Raw genomic sequence first — 22,306 nt, forward strand, 5'->3', positions numbered from 1 at the left:
GGAGGGGGGAAGCAGATCCGGGTCAACCTTTTTTCGGATCTCAGGAGCGGGGAAAAGGGATTATTGTATGAATAGCACTAAAAGAGAAGGATTGTTGCGAATTGGTGATTATTCCCTGAGGAGCAAAATTTGTATTGATTGATAACTCTAATTCAATTAAACAGCGACCCCATCAGGGGTCACCGTAATTTTGATCAGCGATGTTCAAACCGCGCCACTGGTGTATCAGTGATTTCCATCTCCATCTCCCAGAGCGTTTTCATTACACCTTCAAGTGGATCGTCGCTGCTGCGGTAGAAGGTGTTGAAAAGGGTTCCATCCGGATACCTGAACAGCCTGAGTTCACCAAAGGATTCCGTGCTGACCATAAGTGAATACTCCTGTTCGGAATTGTGGACAAGGTAAATAATACAGTTATTTACCCTGAAGGGCAGAGAGTGGATACCCCTGGCTGACGCATCAGCATGTATGTCAAAAGCTGCATGTCTTTCCCGCTGATAGGCCAGATCTCTCAATTCTTCACTGAAGCAAGAACCATAGATCACCAGAATGTAATTCTTTTGATCAGCGGACCGTCGCGCGACTTGTTTTAGAAGAACATCCAGGCTTTTAACTTTCATCGTTAGTTTGGCCTGTGATTTCCACAGTAAATAATGCAGTTCGTTGAGAATATTTGACCTTACATCTGATACAGACGGAAAATCTCCGTAGAAATTACGATTTATCTCTCTGGAAACATACTCTTTGGAAACATTGCCTGAGATAAATCTGACCTGCCAGTGGCGATTACACTCTGTATCTTGAGAAAAGCTGAAATGTTTAAGTAGAGCATGTTCAGTCAATATTTCTGGGGATTCTTTTGTAAGACGAATATCGGTATTCCGCAGTCGTTCCTGGTCTACTTCAGCAGCAAGGATATCTGCCATTTTACTACGACTGAAAACATCAATGTATTTATCCAGAACATCATTAAAAAAAACCACATTCGTTACATAATCTGCTTCTGAAATGATATAGCCTTCATAAGGGACTGAAGGGTCTCGCTTCAGTCGTTCAAGAATAGAAATTATTCTGTGTTTACTGAAGTAGGAAAACAACCCTCCCGCCAGGGCTTCATTAACACGCTGTGTAACCTGTTCCGCAGGCCTTGCGAGCTTTATAGCCAGCAAGGCAAACGCCCCGTAGAGACTCCCTAAATCTTCATATACTCCTGTATACATACGCCCAGGAATGTAAGGCCTTTCATTATATGAGTTCATAACCTCAATGGTTTCGGATAACCCACTGTACCAGCTTGTATTCGTATGCAGATTACAGTGCTCAATTCTCAGTATCATGTCAATGATATCGACAGAACATCTGAATGCAGGCGTCAGCGTGTCATGTGTATCTCTATCTTCATATAATTCAGACATAATGAGATGATTCACAAGATCGGCTAAGTCTATATTTTTTTGCGGTTCAAAATGCGCAATAAGATACCCTGCCATTAACAACCGCAAATCAGATAAGGCATTTGAAAATATAATGGACAAGGCCGCATCTTTTTTATACAGGCTGCCCCTGAGTAACATATCCCACTGCGGATCAGTCTCCTTCTGGGACAGATAATCCGGAGTCAGGAAGAAACTGTGCCAGCGGTACTCTTCCTCCCAGTACCGTGTAAACCGGCTCTGATTAAACCAGAGGCAGAGAACGTCGTGAGCATATCGCACGGAAGAGGCATTATCGGCAACCACTGACGGAATAAGAAGCCTGGCGGTATTATGCAGATGATACATCAGGCGGCCAGAAGAATCTTCACTCCCGGGTTTGCCAGTGATCGTGGTCATACTCCAGCCTTCCCACAGTCCGATATACTCGCGGATAAGGGCCTGGTGAGTCAGCTCCTGGCTGGCCGAGAGGGGGCCCCCCAGTCCCGCTTTCCACTCGTTTAACACATGCCACACCCTGAAAAGCGAAAGTAAAAACTGTCTGAAATCGGTAAAACACGTGCTCTGTGTTTTTCTGTACACTTGCAATGGAATGGCCATCGATTCACGGAAATATTCGCCTGAATATTCCGTTGATTTTACGGATTCACGAAAAAACTTTCTCAATTCATAATGGAATGAATCACTGAAAGTATGGCTAAAACCTGATTCTTTTACTTCATCCAGATAATTTTTATCGACCCCGTAATTGTAACTTCTTTTGATAGAGGTATAGGTATCTGTTAATCGTTCAATCCCTGTTCTGAAGACGCTAATATTTTTATCGTTAAGTGCATCGTAAGCCTCACCAAAGAAATCAAAAGTAATATCATCCAGATCCCTTTTGTTCTCAGGGCGCCCTGTTACAATACAACGGCTAAATAACCACCGCCACAATCCTGAAACAGGCTTGATATTTCTCGATGACAATAAAGTCAGTTCACCAGAACGAACACCAAAGGAGGGCAAAATGATAATTTCCGCATCCTGCCCATCTACCGCCTCTAGCCTTCTCAGCAGAAATAAAAATGGCCTAACATAAATATCTGTAACAACATCACCTTTACTGATATTAGATTTAACATGAAGCATGTCGTCTTTCTCAGAGATTGAGTAAGGCAGTGTTTTAATATTACCGAGGTAATTTTCACCTACGTTAGCCCCCGGGTAGCGCAGCCACGCCAGAATATATGCTTTTTGAATGTAGTCATCCACTATCTGAGACAAAAAAAACTTATTCATTAGTCGATCGCGCTTGCTCTCATCCAGGACATTCAGACTGGAGACGAAGAACCAGATAGACAGAATAATATTGAAAAGCATCCACACAAAAGCAGTAACGGCGAAAGCTGTATTAAGGTATCTGTCACCAACAGATAACGTCATACCGCCCAACACAATAAATGCGGCAAGTGACAGTCCACTCAGACCAGCAAACAAATATCCGGAATGAAGTTGATATGCTGATTGGATATGGATCCTTGCTGATTTTTTTTGAAACAGAACACTTATAAGGCCCACGACAAGTGGAAAAACGATACCGATAATAGTCAACTGGCTACCCAGTAAATTAGACATCCAACCTGAAAGCGTGGTAATACCCTTGAAATGCTGCAGAGCGAAAGGTAGTAGTACAGGGCGAAAATATTCGACCACGCCAACAGCCGCGAAGGCTGCGGACCAGAGAACCAGCATAGCCCGGATGTAATGGGTGGTGCAGGCAATAAGTATTCTCTCCACCGGGTTCCAGCGTAGTTTTTTGTAATCCCGGTTCGACTTCAGGCTCCGTCGGAGCTCAGCTCTGACCTGCCATGAGACACTTTTTAGAAGTTTTCCAAACATAGATATCCTGCGTTTTCCATAAGAAATTTCATGAATAATAAGCGGTAGGGAGCTTTTTTTCTCTGGAAAATGTCACCTGATGCCCTTCATGCAAAGTTCGTCACCCTATTATCCGATTTATGCTTTTTTCGGATCGAAGGGAAACAGAACATTGCATAATCAGAGACAAAATCGGAATACAATGCAATTTTAGCAATGATGTAATACTGTGAGCTTTACAACCTGCAATTTCTAGGAGTGCCAAGGTGAAACAAGGATCCCGGACTGCTGAAAAAAAAGCCACCAGTAAGGGTGGCTTTCTGAAGATGAGGCCCTGAGCCTTCCCGGGACTGAGCCACTGACAGAAGGGAGAGCCGTTTTTTTCGGTGACATCCCCCGCATGGCGGCAGATGATTTAAATATGGTATGAATGAATCATAACTCACCGTACAAGAGATTTCCAGACCTATGCGTATCGACCGACGTCTGAACAGGGACGTGCTTACCGAGCGTCAGCTCTATTTTACTGAATGCTGGTCCAACTTCTGCCATAAAAACAGCCCGGATACGGACCGTGTCGGATACAGCAATCCACTCAACACAATCCGCGAACTGCTGTTTCTTTACGAAATGGAAGATCGTTTCAGTGCCGATAAAAAAAGACTCCGGGTGGCCACAGAACTGCTCGAGTTACTCGAGACCGATCAAGTTCTCAGGAGAGAGGCATTTGAGGACATCCCCGCTCAACTGGTGAGTCTTCTGGACAGAGATCTGCTGGTTGACCCCACTCGCAGCCCGGTGGAAAAGCGTCCTCGTCTTATCTGTAGCCTCTGCGTACAACTGGCGGATATCACCGAGGCCAGTTATATCACTGAGGCTCTTGAGATGCTTGAACAGGAGCTGTTTACAGAGCACCCTCTGGATGAAAACTGTGCGCGGGATATTTACGCACTGACGAACGGGGTCATGAGTGTGCTCCTCACCCGGGGAATGACGCTTACGGAATGTTACTTGCTGTACATCAATATTTTCAGAAATGTGAGTACTGAACCGGACGCTTTCCGGACCGCCTTTCACTCGTTCCGGCAGAAACTGGTAACACCTACCCGGGACGTAACAGTCCGGATGTTTATTATCAGTGAGAAACTGCACACCCTGCTTAACACGCAAGGACCCACACTGCAGTTCAACGGATGTGTGTTCCGGCCACTTGATGAAGCCCGACAACGCTTCTCCCTCTCTGTCGATATACCAGTTTGCTCAATGTCTGACACATCTGCCCGTAACATGGCCGGTCAGATGCTTCGTGAATCCCTGGATGTCATTGCCTACATGGTGGGTAAGGGAGATATCACCGTCCAGAAACAGTTCATGATAATCAGGGATGAAGACGAAGCCGAAGTGCCGCGCTTCGATAATGAAATCGAGGCAAACTCGGACCGGTTAACGGACGAGGAGTTTGCGCGCTTTATGGTGGCGATGAACCGGCTATTCACAGATACACCGGATGTGTCCCGTAAAAAAATCAGCTCCGTATTTCGGTTTTTCCGTAACGGTATTGAAAGCCAGGTTCAGGAGAGTCGTTTCACCGCTTACTGGTCGGCACTTGAATCATTAACGCTAGGGGTTGCCCCTGGCACACCATCACATGAACAGCATGTCATCAGCGTTGTGGCTCCCTGCATGGTGCTGGATTATATTGTTAAACAGCTTTTTTCACTAAGAAAAGTGCTTCGCTTCATCCTGCGAGAACCGGGACACCCCTTACGCACACCAGACATTGCCTCACTTCCACTGGGGCAGCTCTATGCCCTTCTTAAAGATGCAGACCGGGCCCGGGAGCTTCAGGCAGATTTACAGCACTTTCCGTATGTCATGTACCGAGTGCGTAAGCTTGCCGGGATCTGTGCGTCACCCGAGAAAATGGCGGATAAACTGCAGCAGCATGCAGAGAAAGTCACCCGGCATCTTCACCGCCTGTATCTGCTGAGAAACACCATCGTGCACAATGCAGGCACCAGCCCGCACATTGACCTGCTGACGGTGAACCTTGAACACTATCTGCGGGCAACCATCAGCGCGTTGTTTAATATTGTGGTGATCCACCCAACCGTCAGTACCGCTGAGGAAGCATTTACCCGGTGCCAGTTTACCAGTGAGTCAGTTTTCAGGGAACTGAACCCCCTTCACGGAATCACTGAAAAAAAACTGTACACAGCCATTGATAATCAGCTGAAAAATGGGACGCTTTCCCGTAGCGATGCACTTCTGATTGCATGGCTCAATGCTCACCACTGACACTCTGGTGACGGCTGTCAGGGGAAAGGGTAACTCACAGGCCTCATCGGCCCCCATCATGCTGCCTCCAACAGCATGATGGGGGCCAATGTTCGGGTTTTCAAACACTCAATGGCACGCAGGTGCTACTCTTCTGACACGTCTGTCTGCCCTAGGGATGGTACAGTTTCTCAGCTTAGTATCCGCTCATAACGGGAACGGAATGCTTTTTCCCCTCCCTCCATTTGTCGGCAAATCAGCGCCTTCACCGGCGTCTCCTGAAGCGCTCCACAAAGCCCCGGGTACAGGCCAGAGCGGTCGTGTTGCATACTGATAACGTATTCCGCATCACCATTGACGACTATTGGGGCAGAATGCGACACGATAATCAGCTGCCGGCGTTTCTTGTTTGCCATGATGGCAGGGATAACGCTCATGCTTAGCATCAGGCAGTCCAGGTCGTCTTCTGGTTGATCCAGCAGAAGTGGATCGGTGCCATACGACAACAGGAACTGCAACATGCTCGCCCCTTTTTGTCCTGGTGAGGCAGAGGAAATGTCTTCCATTCCTCCCCCGGGCGTCTGGTAACGAATGTGGATCCCGTCATCCGGATACCAGCATTGCAGGGCATCCAGTTGCGCTTCATTCAGACCTTTAAGGCGATTTCTGAAAGCACCGTGAAGCTCTGCCCCGGCGCCCGGCTCCTCGCGATTGATAGCAAGATGCAGCGCTTTAAGCTTATCCAGCTCAAGATATTTGCTTTCCGTAGCCGCTGGCATCGGACTGTACGGACGCAGACTGATAAAGCCGTGAAGCAGCCCGCTTCCGTCACCATTATCATAGATACGTTCGGCAAAGTTGCCTATGCCGGTTACCGCCTGATAGCCAGATACAGTGTCTTCATACGGGGCACAGAGCGGCAGAATTTTTATTTCCAGCGCGCTGAGAGACAGGGAGGACAGAAACGCCTTCCGCTTTTCGGTCAGTACCATACGGTGGTTACGCATTTCAGCCAGCAATTCTGCGGACTTCGCTGCGGAGGCAGCAATCGTCCCGTCAAGATCGGCGTAATTTCTCAGCTCCGATTTCAGCGACTCGCAACGTGTCATCAGCTCATCGAGGACATTCGGATTGAGCCCCTGCTCCCGTAACGCAATAGCCTCACGTTGTACGGTTTCCTCCTGGTTGCGGACCACCTCTTCCAGTGCGAGAAGAGAGGGCTCCTGCCTGATGGCATCGAGTTCCGCGGCATAGTCTGACAACAGCGTGTCAAGACGCTGTTCATATTGTTGCTGTACGTCCGAAAGACGCGTCATAAATGCTGTCAGTGGTGCAGACGCCTCCACCTGGAGAACCGGGACTTGTACTGACTCTTCCGCCTGCGCCCTCAGGCCAGCGACACGCTGTTCATGATGCTCCAGAGGAAGAGTCGCCGCAGACAGTTCAGCCCGGGCCGTGGCCAGACGGGTGCAAACTGGATAGTACGCACTGGACCGCAACTGACTGACGGCCCGTTCAGCATCAGACAGCTCCCCCTGCAGTGTGCCCGCGATCGTCTGGCTGGCCAAGTGACCACGCAGCGTGATTTGCTCATTCAGATATTCTCTTTCCAGTTGATCCCAGCGCTCTTTCCAGGCACGTTTGTTGACCACCGGACTCTCGTCACAGACGCGCAGGAATGCCCCTGTGTCCGACGCCAGCTCGTAGAGCATTTTCTGGCTGTATATCGAGAGGGGAAAACGGTCTGCTGACCAGTGATTGTCCTGCACCCACTGACCTTCGCTGAAGATATGCAATTCATGACGACCACCGGGCCGCCAGCTGAGCCTGAAATCGGTGCCTTCTTTGCGGAATACACATTCGATGAAAGAATCCGCCTCCATGCCCATCCCCGTCTGACTGAACTGGCTCAACTTGTTGCTTTGAGACACAGTCAGTCCTTCGGTTTTTCGCATGGCCAGACGGATACTTTCGATAAGCGTGGACTTACCACTGCCCCGGGAGCCGATCACCGCGTTGTAAAACGGACTGAACTCGACGGAGGCCCCATTCTGGTCCGCCGGCCGGCAAAGTCGAGTCCTGAATGTCAGGCTTCGCAAATGTGAAGCTGGTGCCTCCGGAGGGTTATCATCGAACAACACGCAGTTTTCCGGATCGAGTAATGCATGCCTGAGACCGTCAAAATCAGGCGCGGACATCTTCAGCCAGCAAGTGCGCACTCCCGCTTGTTCAGGGTGGTGCGCATCTGATCCCCGGAGCCATGGCAAATCCGCAATCAGACGCCGGTGAGTCCCGTTCGTAATATCCTCCTCCCTGTGTCTGATCTCCACAGCATGAGGGTTTGCCTGAAAAGCGGCAGCCAATTCCCCCTGATTAGTAAGGCTTGTCAGAACGCCTTTCGCTGCATCAATGTGTGCGAGGATACAAATCGCTTCCGGGTTACGACGGATATTACTGATGATGCCCGCAGGTCCCAGCTGGAGCACAAGCTGATGATTGGGGGTTTCACGCGGAATAGGGAAGTTGTTGTTGCACTGGGCCAGGAGCCGTTCCACCTCGGCACTGGTGCTCTGGGTGTGCAACACTGCGAGGATATGGACGTTGCCGGTGGCCGTGAGCTCCACCCCCGGAAACAGAGTCAACGGCCGGAAGTCTGCCAGTTCACCGGAACTGGCGTCCCGGGACATGTTCGCCAGTTCCGCTTTCAAAACGTCAATCCAGGCCCCACTGTTATGGTCACTAATGACAACACAGTCGACCTGCTGTCGCATGTAAGCCAGCAGCCATTCCCGGGGCTGGAGATCCGGTACTCTGTAGTCATCTGAGGCCGGGGTATGGTTATGAAAATCAAATTTAAACCAGCGTGATCCTACCGTCATTGTTTCTTTTCCATGTGATGCCAGAAGTCATCCCACTATAGAAGCATTCACCTAGTAATCCAGAAACATTTCGTCATATATTCTTAGGTTGCGGGCTGGAGCTCGCCGCCAAAGAACGCGCAGGTGAGCCGATACCCTCCCCCAATAGCGCTTTATAATTTGCGTGTAAAGGGGATTTTTAGTAGCTTATTTATTAGACAAAAAGACAAAATGAGGAGTCGTTGCCATGAGCGAAGACGGTTTCAATAAAGATGACCTAAGCAGCACCTTTGCGCGCTTCACCACAAAACGCCGCAATATCGTTTGTGATGAGTCCAAGTTAAAGCGGAAAAAACCTGAGCCAATTGCACTAACCAGTGCAACCAATGCATGTGGAACCTCCGTACTCGATGGTATAGCAAATATTCTGACCATAACTCCCGAACGTAAAAAACGAAATGACGAATGGAGAGCACGTTGGGAAGAAGAAAGGGCTGAATGGGCAGATCAAGATAGGAAATGGACTGATAATAGATGAACTGCGCGTTTCAAATATCGCGCAGTCCTCTATGGGCAGTCCTCTATGGAATGAATACTACTATTTGAAGCTTCCTTTTATAGCTCCCCCGACTTTATCTGTAACAATCTGCTGAGCTCCTCTTCCAGCCTCGGCTCCCGCCTGCTGTGGTTGAGAACCACCTTTTTCTAATCCAGTAGTTATTGCTGTTCCCAAATTAACGCCAATCCAGCTAAGCATTCCTACCCAAAACGCGGGAAATACCAAGTACATCATCCCCAGAACCAGGTTCATAATCCATCCATCAGCCGTTGAACTAAAGAAAGCCGCGAAAGGCACCGAGCTGTTTGCAATCCCCTGCTCAGCCATATTGTCATAGAGGATGGTGATCAATCTGTCATCAAGCCAGCCTGCCAGCTCCCACCAAAACGTGATGAACTGAAGAGCGAATAACGCGAAGGAGATAGTAAAAATAGTTTTCGGATCGTAGGCGCTGAACATCAGTAATGCCGGTATGACCGTGATTACCATCATCAACAATAATGCCTGAATCATTGGCAATGCCTGTTTCAATGCATCAAAACCAGGTAACGCTTCGGCCTGTTTCAGTCCAAGACCAATAGACGAGGTAAGGCGTGTAAGATTACCAACTACTCCGGTGGTTGTATCGCTACTGCCAACAGCATAAGTGGTACCGCCCCCGGACAGATCTGCGTTACGTGGGCTGACAAGCCAGCGTAGGGCGATTTCTTCCCACTGCTGTCCGGGGAACTGGCGTTGCATCTCCTTACGTGTGTTATCACTAAAGCTGGCCAGAACTCTTTTGCGAAGCCCGGAAGTACCATCGGACCACCACGTCTTACATGTTGGATATCCACCTGCGCCAGTATCTGGATAGCCACTGTCCCGGCTGCTGTTGTAAGGCCACTGGCTACGTGGCGTCATAGCCGTGTAGTAGTCATAATATCCGGTAGTATTCAGAAAGTAGCTGCTACCTATCCAGCCCACAGAGTTGATGGTGGCATCACTGAGCTGGCTGTTGCTGTTTTTCAACCTGAAATATGCTCTCGAGTAACATTGATCTGCAAATTCCTGGACCTCCTGCAGCAACACAGGATCACGCAGCTTCGTGTTCTGAACGTCAAAACGCATCTGCCGCAAATTCGTACCGCATGGGATTGATGCAATCATTGCCTGCGTTGTACCCTTCGACATCATATGCAGGAGATACCACCATACTGGAACCTCGGCCGTACGACCGTCAAAATCATTAACGAGTCCCTTGTAGCCGGAATTCTGTGGCGTCGGCACACTGACGCCACACTGTTTAGCGCGCGAGCTGTCGAACTTGATTGTGCTGATATCAACCGGCAACAGCGGAATACAGCAAAAGAGCATCACAAGATAAGACACATACAGTGCATGTTCGATTCGCGGAAGGGCAAGGAGCCCTTTGTTCCCCTCGTCAGCCCCCTCCTCCCTCACTTTCAGCCAGACGCCAAGAACCCTGACCACCAGTGGCAATGCAAAAAGTCCCGTATTGCTGAGAATGCTCCACATGGCATTGTTCATTACCCAGCCAAAGAGAACGAGAAAATATTCCAGAAAACTGTTTGCTGTCATCGTCCTCTCCTTACACAGCGCTTGTCCAGGCCACATATTCTGTGGCTACCAGGAACAACACCCCCATCAGTTCCATACGCACAAGACGTGGACGTCCGTCCGGCCAACGGATTAATGCCTGTGGGCGTACCTTCAGTATCCAGGCGGTAATAAGGCAGCCATAAAGAACCAGTCGCCAGGCAAACAGTCCCCATCGGCTGTCATGCAACCAGCGCCGTGTGATGTGGCCATCAGGGTCGTAAGCCATAAATACCGCTGCGATAGCAAACATGCTGGCCGTCATCAACAGAATGAGCAGCACCATAAGGAGAATGCGGCCAATATGGCCGCTGAGCGGGTTAAGTCTCATATCAGTTTGCTCCGGAAGACTGAGACTGGCCCATCTGGCTGAAGCCCTGGTCCTCGTTACCGGCTTTCTGCTGCAGACGGTTATCCTGATTCCTTGTTCCCTGCCGTTCCAGTGCCGTAAGCAGACTGTTATTGCTGATAGATTTGCGTAACTCCATCTCATTACGCAGCGCCGTCAGCTCGCGATCGAGGGCATCGATGCGGCGATCACCCTCGGCAATAGCTTCCGGCTGCTCTGCAGCATTAGGTTCGGATTCACCGGTGGTGAGCATCCTGCGCATTGTTAGCGCGGTTTCAACGGTATCGGACATCGCCAGTTCGCCGGCAAGCCGTTGAACCAGGGCCGCTTTGTCTGGATCGTCACGTAATGCCTGAATTACCCCGCGGGTGACAACCAGACTGCCGGTTTTCAGTGCGGAAAGGTTATCAGTGGTGGGCTGCAGTTCACCACTAACCAGCTTACTAAGCTGCTCCAGATTCTCTTTCGTGGCATCCTCAAGGATGGGAGAAAAGCCAGTACCAGCGACAGCACTGCCCGGCTGGTTATCGGTTCCACCACTGGTACATTCACTGGTTTCCCGGCAAGTCCTGATGGAGCGATCACCAAGCACTTTAACAACGGCCGCTGCGGCCTCTTCAGAAGATTTATAACGTTGGCATGCGGTACCATTGCAGCTCGAGGAGCCGACGCTGCTGTTACTGGTCACTGGCAAATTATTCATCATGTTATAACCAGCTTTGGCCAGATCCCGAGTGGGTTGAATTGCGGGCTGCCCCTTACCTCCCCTTTTCTGCCCACCGACCCACGTCACGCCTTCCTCTCCGGTTGCTTTTTGCAGTTTCTGGTCGCTGGAAACCGCATCGCCACCACTTGTGGCCACAATATCTTTGTACTCTTCAGAGACGGCTACCTGCTGCCATTTATTGCCGATGGTATAATCAGCCAGCTTCTTCGACATGCTCTGACAGTTCAACATCGCTTTATCAAAACTCAAACCGGCCTGCAGAACGCCATTGGTGAGCATTTCATACAGCCCGGGGTTTGCGCGCTGAATAGCCATTGCCGGCATACTCATGACAGCACCGGTCGCCCCCTGAATCACATTCCCCATCAAATCCTTAAACCCGCTGGTAATACCATTCAGCTGGTTGCCAACGGTTGTTTTGATGTCGAAATTGCCACACATCAGATCACTGCTAAGGCCACCATTAATGCCTATCCTGGACATATTGTTACGACTGGGCGGGGGTGAAATAACCGAACCACCACCAATAGAATAAAAGAGCCCATCGCTGATAGCGTTACCGCTAACTGACGCCCCCGATGAAGACAAAGAGATATCAGCTGCCATTGCCGGCAGCGAGGCAAAAATCAGTAAAAGTCCTGCTTTTTTCATGTTCTGAACCTTTATGAGAAATCGGTGCTGGAAAGGAACGTCTGGCCGCGACGTTTGCAGCAGCTGTACGGTTGCCACAATGCCCAGGCATAGTTACCGTCCTGGGCAATCTGGCCATTGGTGTCGGGAAACACTGCACAGGTCTGGGACAACTGAGGCGAAAGTCGCTGCCATTTGTGGTTTTTCGTGCCGGTATTTTCTTTTACCGGCTCGGGTGGCCAGTAACCCGGGGACTTCTGTCCCGTAAGGGGGTTGTAGACATGGAGCTGGCCGGAGCGGGTAATGACGTCAGCGACACGCTGAACTACAACCGCTGCTGATTTGTAACTGTCTGTCTGGGTGACAAACCCGCTACGTGGATAAACGTTCCCCCACATATTGCCGGATGTGGTTTCCCCGATTTCTCGTTGCCCGGGGATGAGTGCTTCGGGATAAAGGGTCTCCGGGACGCCCGTTCGCCAGACCAGAGCATCCAGTGAGCTGTTGAAATAGGGCATGAAAGGAGTAGCAGCGCTGTCGCATGAATAGCCCGGCACCATACCGCCAATGATTTTCGTAGCTGGATGGCCCCAGGCGTCGCCGTAATAGAAATGCAGGTTCTGCTTACGTTCCCCGGGAGCTTTCATCTCCTGACGACCGCCCCCCGTACTCACGCCCGTCACACTTTCCAGCAGGGAACCTTCAGCACCGCTGGCGGCGTCACTAACTGTGGCCATTTCAGTCCAGGGGTTATCTCCGGGATTGAGGTAAGCCGATACCACAGCCTCCGGAATGAAATGCGTCACTTTTACCGAGGTTTTCACCGTGCAACCAAATGGAGTACACAATAACCAGTAGCAGATACCACTGACACGCCAGCTGATACAGTCTGTACTTGCCGCGCTGGCCAGAAGATTCGCTGTATTGACGCTGGCCATGGTGCCGGAACAAACCAGCAATGTGGCGATCGCCAGTCGACGTGGGCGGAAGGAGAAAGATTTCATCGGTTCTTCTCCTTCCAGGCAGCGAGCTGACGGGTCGCCTCGTTGACATCAGTCGTACCGTAGACAACAAAGACGTCATCAAAAACCACAGCCGGGTATTTTTCCAGGCCGAGGGACCAGGCATGAGTGACACCCGCATAAGCTTCCGCCAGTTGTTGTTGCTGCTGCCGGAAATTCGGGGAAGAGATCACTGCCCGGGCACGTTGTTCTGCAAGAACGGGATCGGCAGATAACTGACCGAAAATGTCAGCCTGTGCACGTTCGGGCGCATCGAGCTCAACAACGGAGACATCCGGACCAGGATTTGCTGCTATGGCATGAGAGGAGTCGGTATATATCACTGTGCCGGCACTGGCACCGACGGAAAGGAACAGTGCTGCCAGGCAGCAAAATGGCATTTTCATGAAAAACACTCCCTGAGTGTGAAAAACCTATTCAGGGTGCGTTCTCTTTAAGGAGGGGTCAGTAATTAATTCTGACGTGAAAAATGATAATTAATCTTGCCCTGGTAATTCATCATCTGTACGTCAGCATAAATCTCAGATCGCTGGAAATGTCATTTTTTAAATGCAGGAACTTTAATACACGCGGGCTCTTTGCCGCCCGCACCCGCAGCCTCCCCCCTTACCAGACAGCGGAAAACACACCGCTGTCTGGCAAGGTCGGAGGGTTATAAGTCACATCCGGTGTCACAGGTCACCCTGTCGATTTCCTTAAGAACCCAGAGCATATCGGTTGCATCGGGTACACAGATATTCCATCGGATACCCGACCGGTACTCCTGTTCTGCTGGCCAGAGTGTATTGCCGGTAACAGTTATCAGGATATCCAGGGTTTTCTCATGCACGTCGCTGAGGTGCACTGCAACGCAGCTGCGCCGGCCAACCCGGTGAGGATAGACCGACAGCAATACAGGCTGCTCCAGTCTCTTAACGATCTCCCCTTGCAGATGCTTAATCGACTCACTGTCAGCCACACCGACTGAGGCAGAACCCTGTGGCGGAACGGTAAAAATAACAGAGGCAATAAAAGCCTTGTCCGGTACAACGATCGGCGTCGCCATAATCAGTTTTTTCATATTGTCCCCTGAATAGTACCAATGCCACGTTTCTCATCGAGGCGGCGCGCAACGTGAAATGCGGCCTCAAGCTCCGGGCAATTTAATTCATTCATAATGGCCCGTCTTTCGGCTTTTTCCTCTTTTTCAGTCATTCCCAGCGCCAGGTACAAACTGGGGGGGACCGCACGAAACAACGCCTGTACCTTACGGGACAAAATAACTCCCTCTGTGTATTTTCTCGGAAGTTTTGTCGCGGACAACAGCATCGCCTTCTGCTCTTCTGTGAGCGTCTTAAATCGCGCTATTTGTTCAACTTCATCAGGTGGCATAACGAGGCAGATCCACCACTCCGCCATATTGAGCATTTTTTTCGCAGTGTCAGGGAAATCCTCCAGGTTCTGTGTGAACAACCACAGCCATGATCCGAGCTTACGCCACATTTTGACAATTTTGGTTGCATACGGGCCCAACAGCGGGTTAGCAGTTACAATATGCGCTTCGTCGATTGGCACAATGATATCCCGATCGCTGAACTGTTCCCTTTCTGCGATGTTGTTAATCGTATTAAGCAGCGAGATGACAGCAACGGCCATCTGAGCTTCATAGCCTTCACGCGCCAGCGTACCTAAATCAACAATAGTCACGTCTGCCTCTGGCCATTGCGCGCCCGGACGGTTAAACAACTCCCCTTCAAAACCTTCGGTAAACATGCGTAATGCTTCTGCCATCTCTTCAGCTCGCGCACGTCGCGCTGGCGTGCGTTTCTCGCGGCCGTCTTCTCCCATGCTGACATCGCGGGCAATGTTCTCAAGCGAGAACATTAAATCTTCCGGTAGCATCTGGCGGTTTTCGTCAAACGCTTTACGAGCCGCAATGAGTATCGCCTCACGAATCATACCGCGGTCGGCGCGTGTCATTCGCTCCTCTTCTGCTGCTTCACCACCGGTGATCATCAACCGCGCTGCAATCTCCATTTCACCCAGAATGTCACGTTCTTCGTCCTTGTCCTCATCATCTTCATCAATGTCAGGGAGGGCCTCTTCGCTTGTCACTAGCGTCTCAGGTTTCGCCTGCATGAGCAGATGTGAATCGCCAAACGGAGCAAGTGAAATAACCTTACCAGGCTTGATACTGACACGGTGCACTGAGAGCCCCAGCGAATTACAGTAATCTCCAAACAGACCGAAGCTGTTACCCGCTTCCAGCAAAAATATACGGGGGCGGTAGATTGCCACCATCTGAGCCAGTTTATCGAGCGCAGTGGCAGATTTACCGGCACCTGTCGGCCCGAAAAGCAGCAGGTGCGCATTCTGGGTACGGTCATTTTTATTAAGTGGATCTACGGACAGGGGGCCACCACCACGATTCCAGAACGTAAGCCCCGGGTGACCAGTACCGGTGTCACGACCATAAATAGGGGCGAGACATGCAAAATGCTGTACAAACATAAGGCGCGTGTACCAGTTGTGTTTATCCATTTGAGGGTTAAAGCACATGGGTAACGCACGCATATAACTGCTGAGAGGGCCAATATCGTGTTCTGGATTTATCGGTTCCATCCCACAGTTCAGTAATTTACTGCTGAGATCAAGATACCGTTTATCGAGTGTTTCCTTGTCCTGAGCCTTGATAAGCAGTGTGATGGCCGCACGGTAAAGTTTGTGTTTGTTTCCCAGGAAATTACGCGCTGTAGCAGCGTCTTCACGAGCACGCAGGGAATCAACATTCTCCCCCATTGAATTGCGGCTCAGGCTCGCAAAACTTTCTTCAAGTTTGTCCTGAGGCTGAACCACCAGGGTCATGGCCAGAACTGTCCCTTCCGGAAGCAGATCCATAATGGCATTCACATTATCACCACGTTTTACCTCCCCCGTCAGATGACCAGTGGAAGGTGCAGTACGCAGGCGGGCAACCGGAACAGCTTTATGTGCCACATCATCAAACCACCACACACCGCTTTCGGCATCACTTCGCGGGCGGGTAAACCAGAGGCTTTCGCTGAAATCATTCAGAAGAGGCAGATCGCCCGGTGCATGATCGGAGTGTTTTGCGCAACGATACAATGTTTTCTTATCGACCCACGCCGGCGCCGGGTTGAACCAGCGCAACAGCCAACTATGGATTTGCTCGCCGTTCTGCTTTTCGCACCGGATACCGGCACCGCTCAGAGCTGCTGTCAGGCGATCGCAGACCTGTTTCAGCAGCACCTCCGGTGGCATGGGGTCACGATACGGTGTCTCAACCCAACGGTAAACCACCATGCGCGTTCTGCGAATTTGCCCTCTCCAGGCGGCCCCTGTGACAGCCTCGTCTACAAAAAGCCCCTGTTCCACCGCCACATTTTCAAGGTGGCGCTCCTGTTCAGCCAGCCAGGCTTTAGTGAATGCGGTTCCCTGAGCTCTTGGCCTGACATAGCCTCTGATAGTATCCATATAAGTAGAGAGATCAGAGTCATCCTGGCAGAAAAACTGTACCACCCATTGATGATCATCCAGTTCAGGGAGACTGTCCTGTAGGGCGTTCTCAGCGATATTGCAGATCTCGTCCAGACGTGTTTCCGGGCGCCCTTCAGTGCCCACCGGGATAATCTCATATACGGCCCCAACGGATACACCATCGTCAAGCAGAATGCATTCATGCTCTGGCAAATACTCGCCCCATGGAACATGATCGATAATGGAAGGTGCAGTGGAATACAGACGCGCTTCATCTGAATGAGTCAGTTGCCCTTCCCGGGTAAGCGGTTCATACCCACTGACGGAAAACGGACCGTTACCGTACTGATGAGCATCCTGAGACGCTCGACGTCGGCCAAATAGGGGGAAAGCCATCAGAGATCCTCCGTTCGCTCACCAGGCAACGCATACTGTACCTGGCTGTAGAAAGGAAAGACGGTGCTGTAGCCTGGAACCGGCGTGTTCCCGCCAGCCAGATGCGGGAAAACATACATGACCATGTCAGGATTTGGCAGACGCGGGAACGTCTGCTGAATTTCATTTTCCTGGGTGCGGCTGTAGCTGTTACTGACCTGCTGATTGATCTCACGTTCGCTGTCTGTAACTGGCCGGCGAAGTGTTGTTCTGCTCTCGTTGGTAGCATGAGTTGCCGATGCACCATCGTTCCATAATTCAAGCATGGTGCTGTCGCCAGGCGGCAACATTTCCTCTTTTGACGTACTGCAACCCGAGAGGGCAAGCGGTACAACGACCAACATAATGGTGGCCAGATGATTAAAACTGAGCAACATGCACCTCCGCTTCATCCGAATCACTGATGACAGCTGACAGACGAAACACTCGCCCATCAGGCAGTTGCATCTGCATTCCATTACCCTCGCTCAGAAGCTTCTTTCCGACAGCGAGCAGGGCCTGTTCGGTGACTTCATGCCTGCTACCTTCCCATTTGCCATTATCACACCTGACAAAACCGGCAAAGAGACGGCCACCCAGTGGTATATAGTCCACCCGATATTCGAGGTTTTTATTGTTCTGCATCTTTATCCCCATCAGTCCATGCCCGTGCTGCTACCAGCGAGGCTGAAATTGTCATATTTCACCTTGCGGCCTTTTTCTTCATAATCAATCGCCAGCTGACGAGTGATATGTAAAGCCACTTTTTGTCCAGGCGGTACATAGATCGCGTCAAACGTCTGACCATATCGCGCTTTAACCCAGTCAACGGTCTCACGCATACCGCCGGATAACGCCTTACCCAACACTGCCTGACCGGCATCCCCCGTCAGCGTTGACGTCACACCACCATAGCCATTGGTCTGGCTGGTATTCTGGTTTTCGGCCACGGCATCACCAGCTGCGCTGGCAGCTGCAAGTACGGCAATGGTTGGCAGATAAGTAGAAGCGTTTGATTTTCGGGTACCCGAAATGCATGGAATGCCGTTGTCATCTGACAACCAGCCAATACTGCTGTTATTCCCACCCTGGCTGTTCTGATTACCACCATTACTGCCTTGCCCCTCAGGTGAAGGAAGCGTACGAACAGTGCCATCAGTAAAAACAAAAGTGATGCTGGTTATGGCGCCACGCACGCAGGAAAGCGTCCAGTCCCCCGTAGCGGTTCCCGAAACGATCGCCCCCTGTACATCAGGCAATTCAATGCCATTTGCCGTCAGGTTGTCTTTTCCGATCATCACTTTGAACGGGTAAGGGTCAGTCACCTTGCCATCAATGGGAATACGTCCCAACAGCGCGGTCATGGCCCGACTACCCACAAGCGTGGAGTTTTCCGGAAGGGTATAAACAGGGGCGGCATTTTTTTCAGATCCGGGAATGTTGTTCTGTACCGTTGTACTTACTGCTGACGTAGCCTGCCTGGCTGCATCACCTGCAGCGCCAAAGGAGGTGGCAAAAGAAAAACCAGTCGCGTTATTACTGTTTTTATCTGAGACCGGTCGACCGTTCGCATCCGTGGCAATACCATCTTTCGGTTCAACCCATTGCAACCCGTTTCCATCTGTTTGAGATATATTTCCCGCGCCTCCGGTCAGACCATTGTCATAACCCAGTCCCACAGGAATATCGCTGCCTGCAGCGTTACCTTTATTTCCTGCCGTTAAGCCGGAGGACCCATTTTTGAGTTGATCAAGAAGTTGGTTCACCTGCGAGCTCAGATCAGTAACCTGAGAACTCAGTTGTGCACGTTTTTGGGCCTCTTCGGAACGAACTTGCCCCACAGCCTGGCTGATTTGCTGATCAACATTGGTGCTATTTTTTTTCAGCTCCTTATTTTCATCAGCAAGCGTTTTATTATCGCTTTCAAGGCTGTCAAGCCGCCCCTGAACCTTACGGTAACTACCAACCAGGGTACGCAAAGTATCCTGCGCGGTGTCACCTTCCACACCCAGCGCTTTGAGATCTTCTGGTGTCAGATCCTTAAGGGCGACATTAGAGGTTTTCTGGCCTGCTTCATTTTTATCGTTTTTATCTGTACAGGATTTAACCCCAATCATGATGGCGCCCACCACTACGACGGGAACCGCAATTTTCACAAGCAGGTTTGAAGCAGGCTTTTTCATTTATGCGCTCCTCGGTTACTCCGCTTACTCTCCTTTCCTTCAGATTCGGGTAAACGCTGTTCAGCAATAAAGGCACTTTCGGGACGTCCTGTAGTAACCAGATATAGAACTGTCGTGTCTTCCGGTGTACCGGCACGCCCCAGCCAACGGTGCTGGAAAGTCGCAGTAGTAAACTGACCTTGCAGCGAACGAGGGTCGAGGATGACCTTTACTGCTGATCGGTTACGCACCTGCAGCGCAATTACACTGCTGCCCTGCAGACTCCAGGCAGCCATCGGCGTGACGCTGACGGACTCAGAGGGCATAAGTGTGGTGATCCGGGGGGGAAGCTTCAGTGAAACCGGACTTACTCCCGGTACGGGCTCTACCGTTCTCAACGGTCCATAAATGTTCTGTGCGGCATAACGAGTCAGGACAACGGGCAGCGGCGCATTGAGTTTTGCGGGCCTCCGGCTTTCTGCCTTTGCCTCTGCCGACGACTGACGGCCGGCACTGTCCCCATCACTGCTGACCGTCTGTTTATCGGTCGCCGAAGCGGTAGCCACTTCTCCGTCGTAGACAATTTTGACAGGTTCCCGCGTGGTTTTACCGGGGGCAGCAGAAACATCAAGTAGAAGTATTTCCCCGTTTTCCTTGTTCTGAAGTTCCAGTCTCGTCACCGGAAAGGCTTCTTTCGCATCGAGATAAACTACACCTCCGGAGCTTTGAATACGCAGCTTGTCGTTGAGTGCGGGCGGAAACCCCACTCGCACGTTTTTGTTTACAAAAACGATTCGCTCCTGCCCTACAGTCAGGGGAATCTGCAACGGTATCCGTTCCCATTTCATAAGCTCAACAGCACGAGCTCCGGCTGAGACCAGTACCAGGGTCAGCAGGATCACTGAGAATTTTTTCAATTGAATGCTCCCGACTTTTGTTCTGGCTCAGGCAAGGAGATCGCCTCAAGTCTTTGTGGCGCGCTGTCATAGCAATCCAGTGCCAGTCCAAACGGATTTCGCTCTGGGTCACCTTCCCAGCGAACCACTTTCATTGGATAACGCGCCAGGGCACGCTTAACGGGTTCGGTATGGAAATATTCGTCAGCTACCAGGTCCAGCCGTACCACCCAATGATCTTCATCAATGACGGTCACGCTGCGGTTGCTGTAACCACGACGGGGGATTTCGTATACCACGCGTACACGATCGCGCAGCTCGTCATTATTCTTGCGCATCTCGGCGTCCTTATTGAGAAAATCCTGACAGGACGGCGTCAAATACGGGCTCATTTGGGCAATTTTGGCTGTGTAGTCAGCTTCCCCATTTTTCGGCCAGGAATTCAGTTGCTGAAAAATGTAAAAAGCAAAACTGTAAACCGTAGATGGCGGGACCTCCCACCATTTTCGGGTGCTGCCGGAACGCAGGTCGGGTGGGTTGTGAATTGTCAGTTCCGAGGGCGCTCGCATCCATCCCAGACTGGTGACGAACAGCCCCAGAGCCAGCAAAACACAAGCGATACGTAACGAAATAATATGATTATCGCGGGCGGTTATACCGTTACGAAAACGACTCATACTTTCCCTCCGCGCATCAACGGAACAGGTTTCGTTCGTTTAAGTTCCCACGCCCTGCTATCCAGAATCATGGTTCGGGACATACGTGCACGGCAGCGCAATTCCTCCAGACGTTGCCAGATATAATTTTCTGGCTTACCGCGCTTGTAGCTGGCAATCCAGTTGCCGCCAAAAAAAATAACCAACAGCGGCATCAGCAGCATGCACGTCGGAAAAGCCAGCCATCCGACAAAAGGAACCAGAGCTAACGGTATTGCCAGAGGGATACCGGCAATAACACCGATGACGGCCGCCAGCACAAACTCCCCGGATGTGAACCCTTTCCAGACCACGGGGGGGTTGTTCAGTCTGTCAGGGAGGAAATCAATGACGGCCATATGGGCTCCTTACAGGATATCTGAAGCTTTAGTTGCGAGGTAAATAACCAAAAGGATGAGGATGATGCCGACAACCAGATAGACCAGGAACTGAGTCCATTCCCCCTTACCACGACGGATATCGTGAAATGCGGTAATCACGGCATGCGCTACGGCAAAAAAAGCACCGACACATACGAGAAGCCCTATCGCAAGTGCCCCCATTTTGATGTAGCCCATAACGGTGTTGTAGGTTCCGCCACCGCCTCCAGATGTTGGCTGTTCAACAGCTGGCAAGTCTGCCATAGCCTGACTTGCAGTTAAGAGACCGGTAAGCAACAAATATCCCGCACGGGAATAGGCAGAACGAAAATGCCTGAAGAAAGTGAATTTCATTGAGTCATCCTTTCAGTGGAAAAACAGAAACAGGGTCAGCAGATAAAGCACAATCAGTCGAATTAGCAGCTCATTGAACTGCCTGAACGTCACTGATTTACTGACCAGGCCACGGTAGGCCTGCACCAGTGCCCATGCGCTGAAAAGGAGAACGACGATGGCGAGCGTACCGAGGATCAAGAGGTTCAGTTGCCCGGGCGTGAGGCTGCTTCCGGTGCCCGCACTCCATCCATTTAGCTGAGAGCCATTCATCGCCATGAGGGCTCCTCAGCACGGTACTGCCCGGTGACTAAAGTGGAGGGTGCTGTTGGCTGCGCGCGCGACGGCTCGAGATAAGTGGATATGCCCTGCCTCATCGTTGAGATGTCACGGGTTGCCTGCTGATAGTCGAAATAAAAGCGAGCGTCCTGATTCTGATTGGCTACGACGCGGGCGCGATCAAGGCCAGCCTGAACCTGATCCAGCTGGCGCATCACGAGTGCCAGCTCATCTTTTTCTGACGCCTGGCAGGTCAGCACCGGCAGAACGGGCAATAACATTGCCAGGATGATTGTGGTGTGACGCATTTGCGACTCTCCCTAATAACTTGTCGTCGGGAGATTGACGCAAACAGG

The 22,306-nt window shown here is 50.9% G+C and carries 20 protein-coding genes; 2 read left to right on the forward strand and 18 right to left on the reverse strand.

Annotated features, from left to right (window positions below; translation table 11 throughout):
• Nucleotides 1-194 precede the first annotated feature (194 nt).
• On the reverse strand, nucleotides 195-3,314 hold the full coding sequence (locus ACQ0PY_RS21660; protein ID WP_032676602.1) for a hypothetical protein: 3,120 nt from the start codon (nucleotides 3,312-3,314) through the stop codon (nucleotides 195-197).
• 447 nt (nucleotides 3,315-3,761) lie between these two features.
• Here ACQ0PY_RS21660 and ACQ0PY_RS21665 point away from each other — a divergent pair, with 447 nt between their 5' ends.
• Nucleotides 3,762-5,591, forward strand: coding sequence for a hypothetical protein (locus tag ACQ0PY_RS21665; protein WP_032676600.1), 1,830 nt, complete (start codon nucleotides 3,762-3,764; stop codon nucleotides 5,589-5,591).
• A 170-nt stretch (nucleotides 5,592-5,761) separates the two neighbouring features.
• On the opposite strand, the gene ppl is transcribed toward ACQ0PY_RS21665, so the two are convergent.
• Nucleotides 5,762-8,449, reverse strand: a complete 2,688-nt coding sequence (gene ppl / locus ACQ0PY_RS21670; protein ID WP_032676599.1) for an anti-phage protein Ppl — start codon at nucleotides 8,447-8,449, stop codon at nucleotides 5,762-5,764.
• 226 nt (nucleotides 8,450-8,675) lie between these two features.
• On the opposite strand from ppl, the gene ACQ0PY_RS21675 reads away from it, so the two are divergent.
• Nucleotides 8,676-8,966, forward strand: coding sequence for a hypothetical protein (locus ACQ0PY_RS21675; RefSeq protein ID WP_032676597.1), 291 nt, complete (start codon nucleotides 8,676-8,678; stop codon nucleotides 8,964-8,966).
• Between the two features lie 60 nt (nucleotides 8,967-9,026).
• On the opposite strand, the gene ACQ0PY_RS21680 is transcribed toward ACQ0PY_RS21675, so the two are convergent.
• The 16 genes from ACQ0PY_RS21680 to ACQ0PY_RS21755 form a co-directional block, all read right to left on the reverse strand.
• Nucleotides 9,027-10,568 (reverse strand): conjugal transfer protein TraG N-terminal domain-containing protein, encoded by a 1,542-nt coding sequence (locus ACQ0PY_RS21680; protein WP_032676595.1) that lies wholly within the window; start codon nucleotides 10,566-10,568, stop codon nucleotides 9,027-9,029.
• Nucleotides 10,569-10,578: 10 nt separating this feature from the next.
• Nucleotides 10,579-10,917 carry a hypothetical protein gene (locus ACQ0PY_RS21685; RefSeq protein WP_032676594.1) on the reverse strand — a complete coding sequence of 113 codons (339 nt, stop codon included), beginning with the start codon at nucleotides 10,915-10,917 and terminating at the stop codon, nucleotides 10,579-10,581.
• Nucleotide 10,918: 1 nt separating this feature from the next.
• On the reverse strand, nucleotides 10,919-12,313 hold the full coding sequence (locus ACQ0PY_RS21690) for an integrating conjugative element protein (protein ID WP_000709002.1): 1,395 nt from the start codon (nucleotides 12,311-12,313) through the stop codon (nucleotides 10,919-10,921).
• Between the two features lie 11 nt (nucleotides 12,314-12,324).
• Nucleotides 12,325-13,296: a TIGR03756 family integrating conjugative element protein gene (locus ACQ0PY_RS21695; RefSeq protein ID WP_032676591.1), complete on the reverse strand. Its 972-nt coding sequence runs from the start codon at nucleotides 13,294-13,296 to the stop codon at nucleotides 12,325-12,327.
• Entirely contained in the window at nucleotides 13,293-13,700 is a 408-nt protein-coding gene (locus ACQ0PY_RS21700) for a TIGR03757 family integrating conjugative element protein (protein ID WP_032676590.1), read from the reverse strand. Before ACQ0PY_RS21700 ends, ACQ0PY_RS21695 begins: the two co-directional genes overlap by 4 nt.
• A 266-nt stretch (nucleotides 13,701-13,966) precedes the next feature.
• Nucleotides 13,967-14,374: a hypothetical protein gene (locus ACQ0PY_RS21705; protein WP_032676588.1), complete on the reverse strand. Its 408-nt coding sequence runs from the start codon at nucleotides 14,372-14,374 to the stop codon at nucleotides 13,967-13,969.
• Nucleotides 14,371-17,187, reverse strand: a complete 2,817-nt coding sequence (locus ACQ0PY_RS21710; protein ID WP_032676587.1) for a conjugative transfer ATPase — start codon at nucleotides 17,185-17,187, stop codon at nucleotides 14,371-14,373. Before ACQ0PY_RS21710 ends, ACQ0PY_RS21705 begins: the two co-directional genes overlap by 4 nt.
• On the reverse strand, nucleotides 17,187-17,603 hold the full coding sequence (locus tag ACQ0PY_RS21715) for a TIGR03751 family conjugal transfer lipoprotein (RefSeq protein ID WP_000926982.1): 417 nt from the start codon (nucleotides 17,601-17,603) through the stop codon (nucleotides 17,187-17,189). Before ACQ0PY_RS21715 ends, ACQ0PY_RS21710 begins: the two co-directional genes overlap by 1 nt.
• Complete coding sequence (locus ACQ0PY_RS21720) at nucleotides 17,587-17,850, reverse strand: DUF7446 family protein (protein WP_305955352.1); 264 nt, start codon at nucleotides 17,848-17,850, stop codon at nucleotides 17,587-17,589. The genes ACQ0PY_RS21715 and ACQ0PY_RS21720 overlap by 17 nt, the downstream gene beginning before the upstream one ends.
• 11 nt (nucleotides 17,851-17,861) lie before the next feature.
• A complete protein-coding gene (locus tag ACQ0PY_RS21725) occupies nucleotides 17,862-19,388 on the reverse strand; it encodes a TIGR03752 family integrating conjugative element protein (protein ID WP_032676583.1) in 1,527 nt (508 codons plus the stop codon).
• Nucleotides 19,385-20,284: a TIGR03749 family integrating conjugative element protein gene (locus ACQ0PY_RS21730; protein WP_032676582.1), complete on the reverse strand. Its 900-nt coding sequence runs from the start codon at nucleotides 20,282-20,284 to the stop codon at nucleotides 19,385-19,387. Before ACQ0PY_RS21730 ends, ACQ0PY_RS21725 begins: the two co-directional genes overlap by 4 nt.
• On the reverse strand, nucleotides 20,281-20,940 hold the full coding sequence (locus tag ACQ0PY_RS21735; protein WP_032676581.1) for a PFL_4703 family integrating conjugative element protein: 660 nt from the start codon (nucleotides 20,938-20,940) through the stop codon (nucleotides 20,281-20,283). The genes ACQ0PY_RS21730 and ACQ0PY_RS21735 overlap by 4 nt, the downstream gene beginning before the upstream one ends.
• The gene (locus ACQ0PY_RS21740; RefSeq protein WP_000268263.1) at nucleotides 20,937-21,317 is read right to left on the reverse strand and encodes a TIGR03750 family conjugal transfer protein; all 381 of its coding nucleotides are present in this window, start codon (nucleotides 21,315-21,317) and stop codon (nucleotides 20,937-20,939) included. The genes ACQ0PY_RS21735 and ACQ0PY_RS21740 overlap by 4 nt, the downstream gene beginning before the upstream one ends.
• A gap of 9 nt (nucleotides 21,318-21,326) precedes the next feature.
• Nucleotides 21,327-21,692 carry a TIGR03745 family integrating conjugative element membrane protein gene (locus ACQ0PY_RS21745; RefSeq protein WP_000673116.1) on the reverse strand — a complete coding sequence of 122 codons (366 nt, stop codon included), beginning with the start codon at nucleotides 21,690-21,692 and terminating at the stop codon, nucleotides 21,327-21,329.
• A 12-nt stretch (nucleotides 21,693-21,704) separates the two neighbouring features.
• Complete coding sequence (locus ACQ0PY_RS21750; RefSeq protein ID WP_001251235.1) at nucleotides 21,705-21,950, reverse strand: TIGR03758 family integrating conjugative element protein; 246 nt, start codon at nucleotides 21,948-21,950, stop codon at nucleotides 21,705-21,707.
• Entirely contained in the window at nucleotides 21,941-22,258 is a 318-nt protein-coding gene (locus ACQ0PY_RS21755; protein WP_001216596.1) for an integrative conjugative element protein, RAQPRD family, read from the reverse strand. The genes ACQ0PY_RS21750 and ACQ0PY_RS21755 overlap by 10 nt, the downstream gene beginning before the upstream one ends.
• Between the last annotated feature and the right edge of the window lie 48 nt (nucleotides 22,259-22,306).

Source organism: Citrobacter sp. LST-B2, from assembly GCF_057983045.1.

Coding starts and splice junctions, on each gene's coding strand:
- ACQ0PY_RS21695 (WP_032676591.1), bottom strand. CDS start 13,296: ATGAAATCTTTCTCCTTCCGCCCACGTCGACTGGCGATCGCCACATTG.
- ACQ0PY_RS21710 (WP_032676587.1), bottom strand. CDS start 17,187: ATGGCTTTCCCCCTATTTGGCCGACGTCGAGCGTCTCAGGATGCTCAT.
- ACQ0PY_RS21700 (WP_032676590.1), bottom strand. CDS start 13,700: ATGAAAATGCCATTTTGCTGCCTGGCAGCACTGTTCCTTTCCGTCGGT.
- ACQ0PY_RS21705 (WP_032676588.1), bottom strand. CDS start 14,374: ATGAAAAAACTGATTATGGCGACGCCGATCGTTGTACCGGACAAGGCT.
- ACQ0PY_RS21715 (WP_000926982.1), bottom strand. CDS start 17,603: ATGTTGCTCAGTTTTAATCATCTGGCCACCATTATGTTGGTCGTTGTA.
- ACQ0PY_RS21745 (WP_000673116.1), bottom strand. CDS start 21,692: ATGAAATTCACTTTCTTCAGGCATTTTCGTTCTGCCTATTCCCGTGCG.
- ppl (WP_032676599.1), bottom strand. CDS start 8,449: ATGACGGTAGGATCACGCTGGTTTAAATTTGATTTTCATAACCATACC.
- ACQ0PY_RS21755 (WP_001216596.1), bottom strand. CDS start 22,258: ATGCGTCACACCACAATCATCCTGGCAATGTTATTGCCCGTTCTGCCG.
- ACQ0PY_RS21680 (WP_032676595.1), bottom strand. CDS start 10,568: ATGACAGCAAACAGTTTTCTGGAATATTTTCTCGTTCTCTTTGGCTGG.
- ACQ0PY_RS21660 (WP_032676602.1), bottom strand. CDS start 3,314: ATGTTTGGAAAACTTCTAAAAAGTGTCTCATGGCAGGTCAGAGCTGAG.
- ACQ0PY_RS21735 (WP_032676581.1), bottom strand. CDS start 20,940: ATGAGTCGTTTTCGTAACGGTATAACCGCCCGCGATAATCATATTATT.
- ACQ0PY_RS21675 (WP_032676597.1), top strand. CDS start 8,676: ATGAGCGAAGACGGTTTCAATAAAGATGACCTAAGCAGCACCTTTGCG.
- ACQ0PY_RS21685 (WP_032676594.1), bottom strand. CDS start 10,917: ATGAGACTTAACCCGCTCAGCGGCCATATTGGCCGCATTCTCCTTATG.
- ACQ0PY_RS21740 (WP_000268263.1), bottom strand. CDS start 21,317: ATGGCCGTCATTGATTTCCTCCCTGACAGACTGAACAACCCCCCCGTG.
- ACQ0PY_RS21725 (WP_032676583.1), bottom strand. CDS start 19,388: ATGAAAAAGCCTGCTTCAAACCTGCTTGTGAAAATTGCGGTTCCCGTC.
- ACQ0PY_RS21690 (WP_000709002.1), bottom strand. CDS start 12,313: ATGAAAAAAGCAGGACTTTTACTGATTTTTGCCTCGCTGCCGGCAATG.
- ACQ0PY_RS21750 (WP_001251235.1), bottom strand. CDS start 21,950: ATGGCGATGAATGGCTCTCAGCTAAATGGATGGAGTGCGGGCACCGGA.
- ACQ0PY_RS21665 (WP_032676600.1), top strand. CDS start 3,762: ATGCGTATCGACCGACGTCTGAACAGGGACGTGCTTACCGAGCGTCAG.
- ACQ0PY_RS21720 (WP_305955352.1), bottom strand. CDS start 17,850: ATGCAGAACAATAAAAACCTCGAATATCGGGTGGACTATATACCACTG.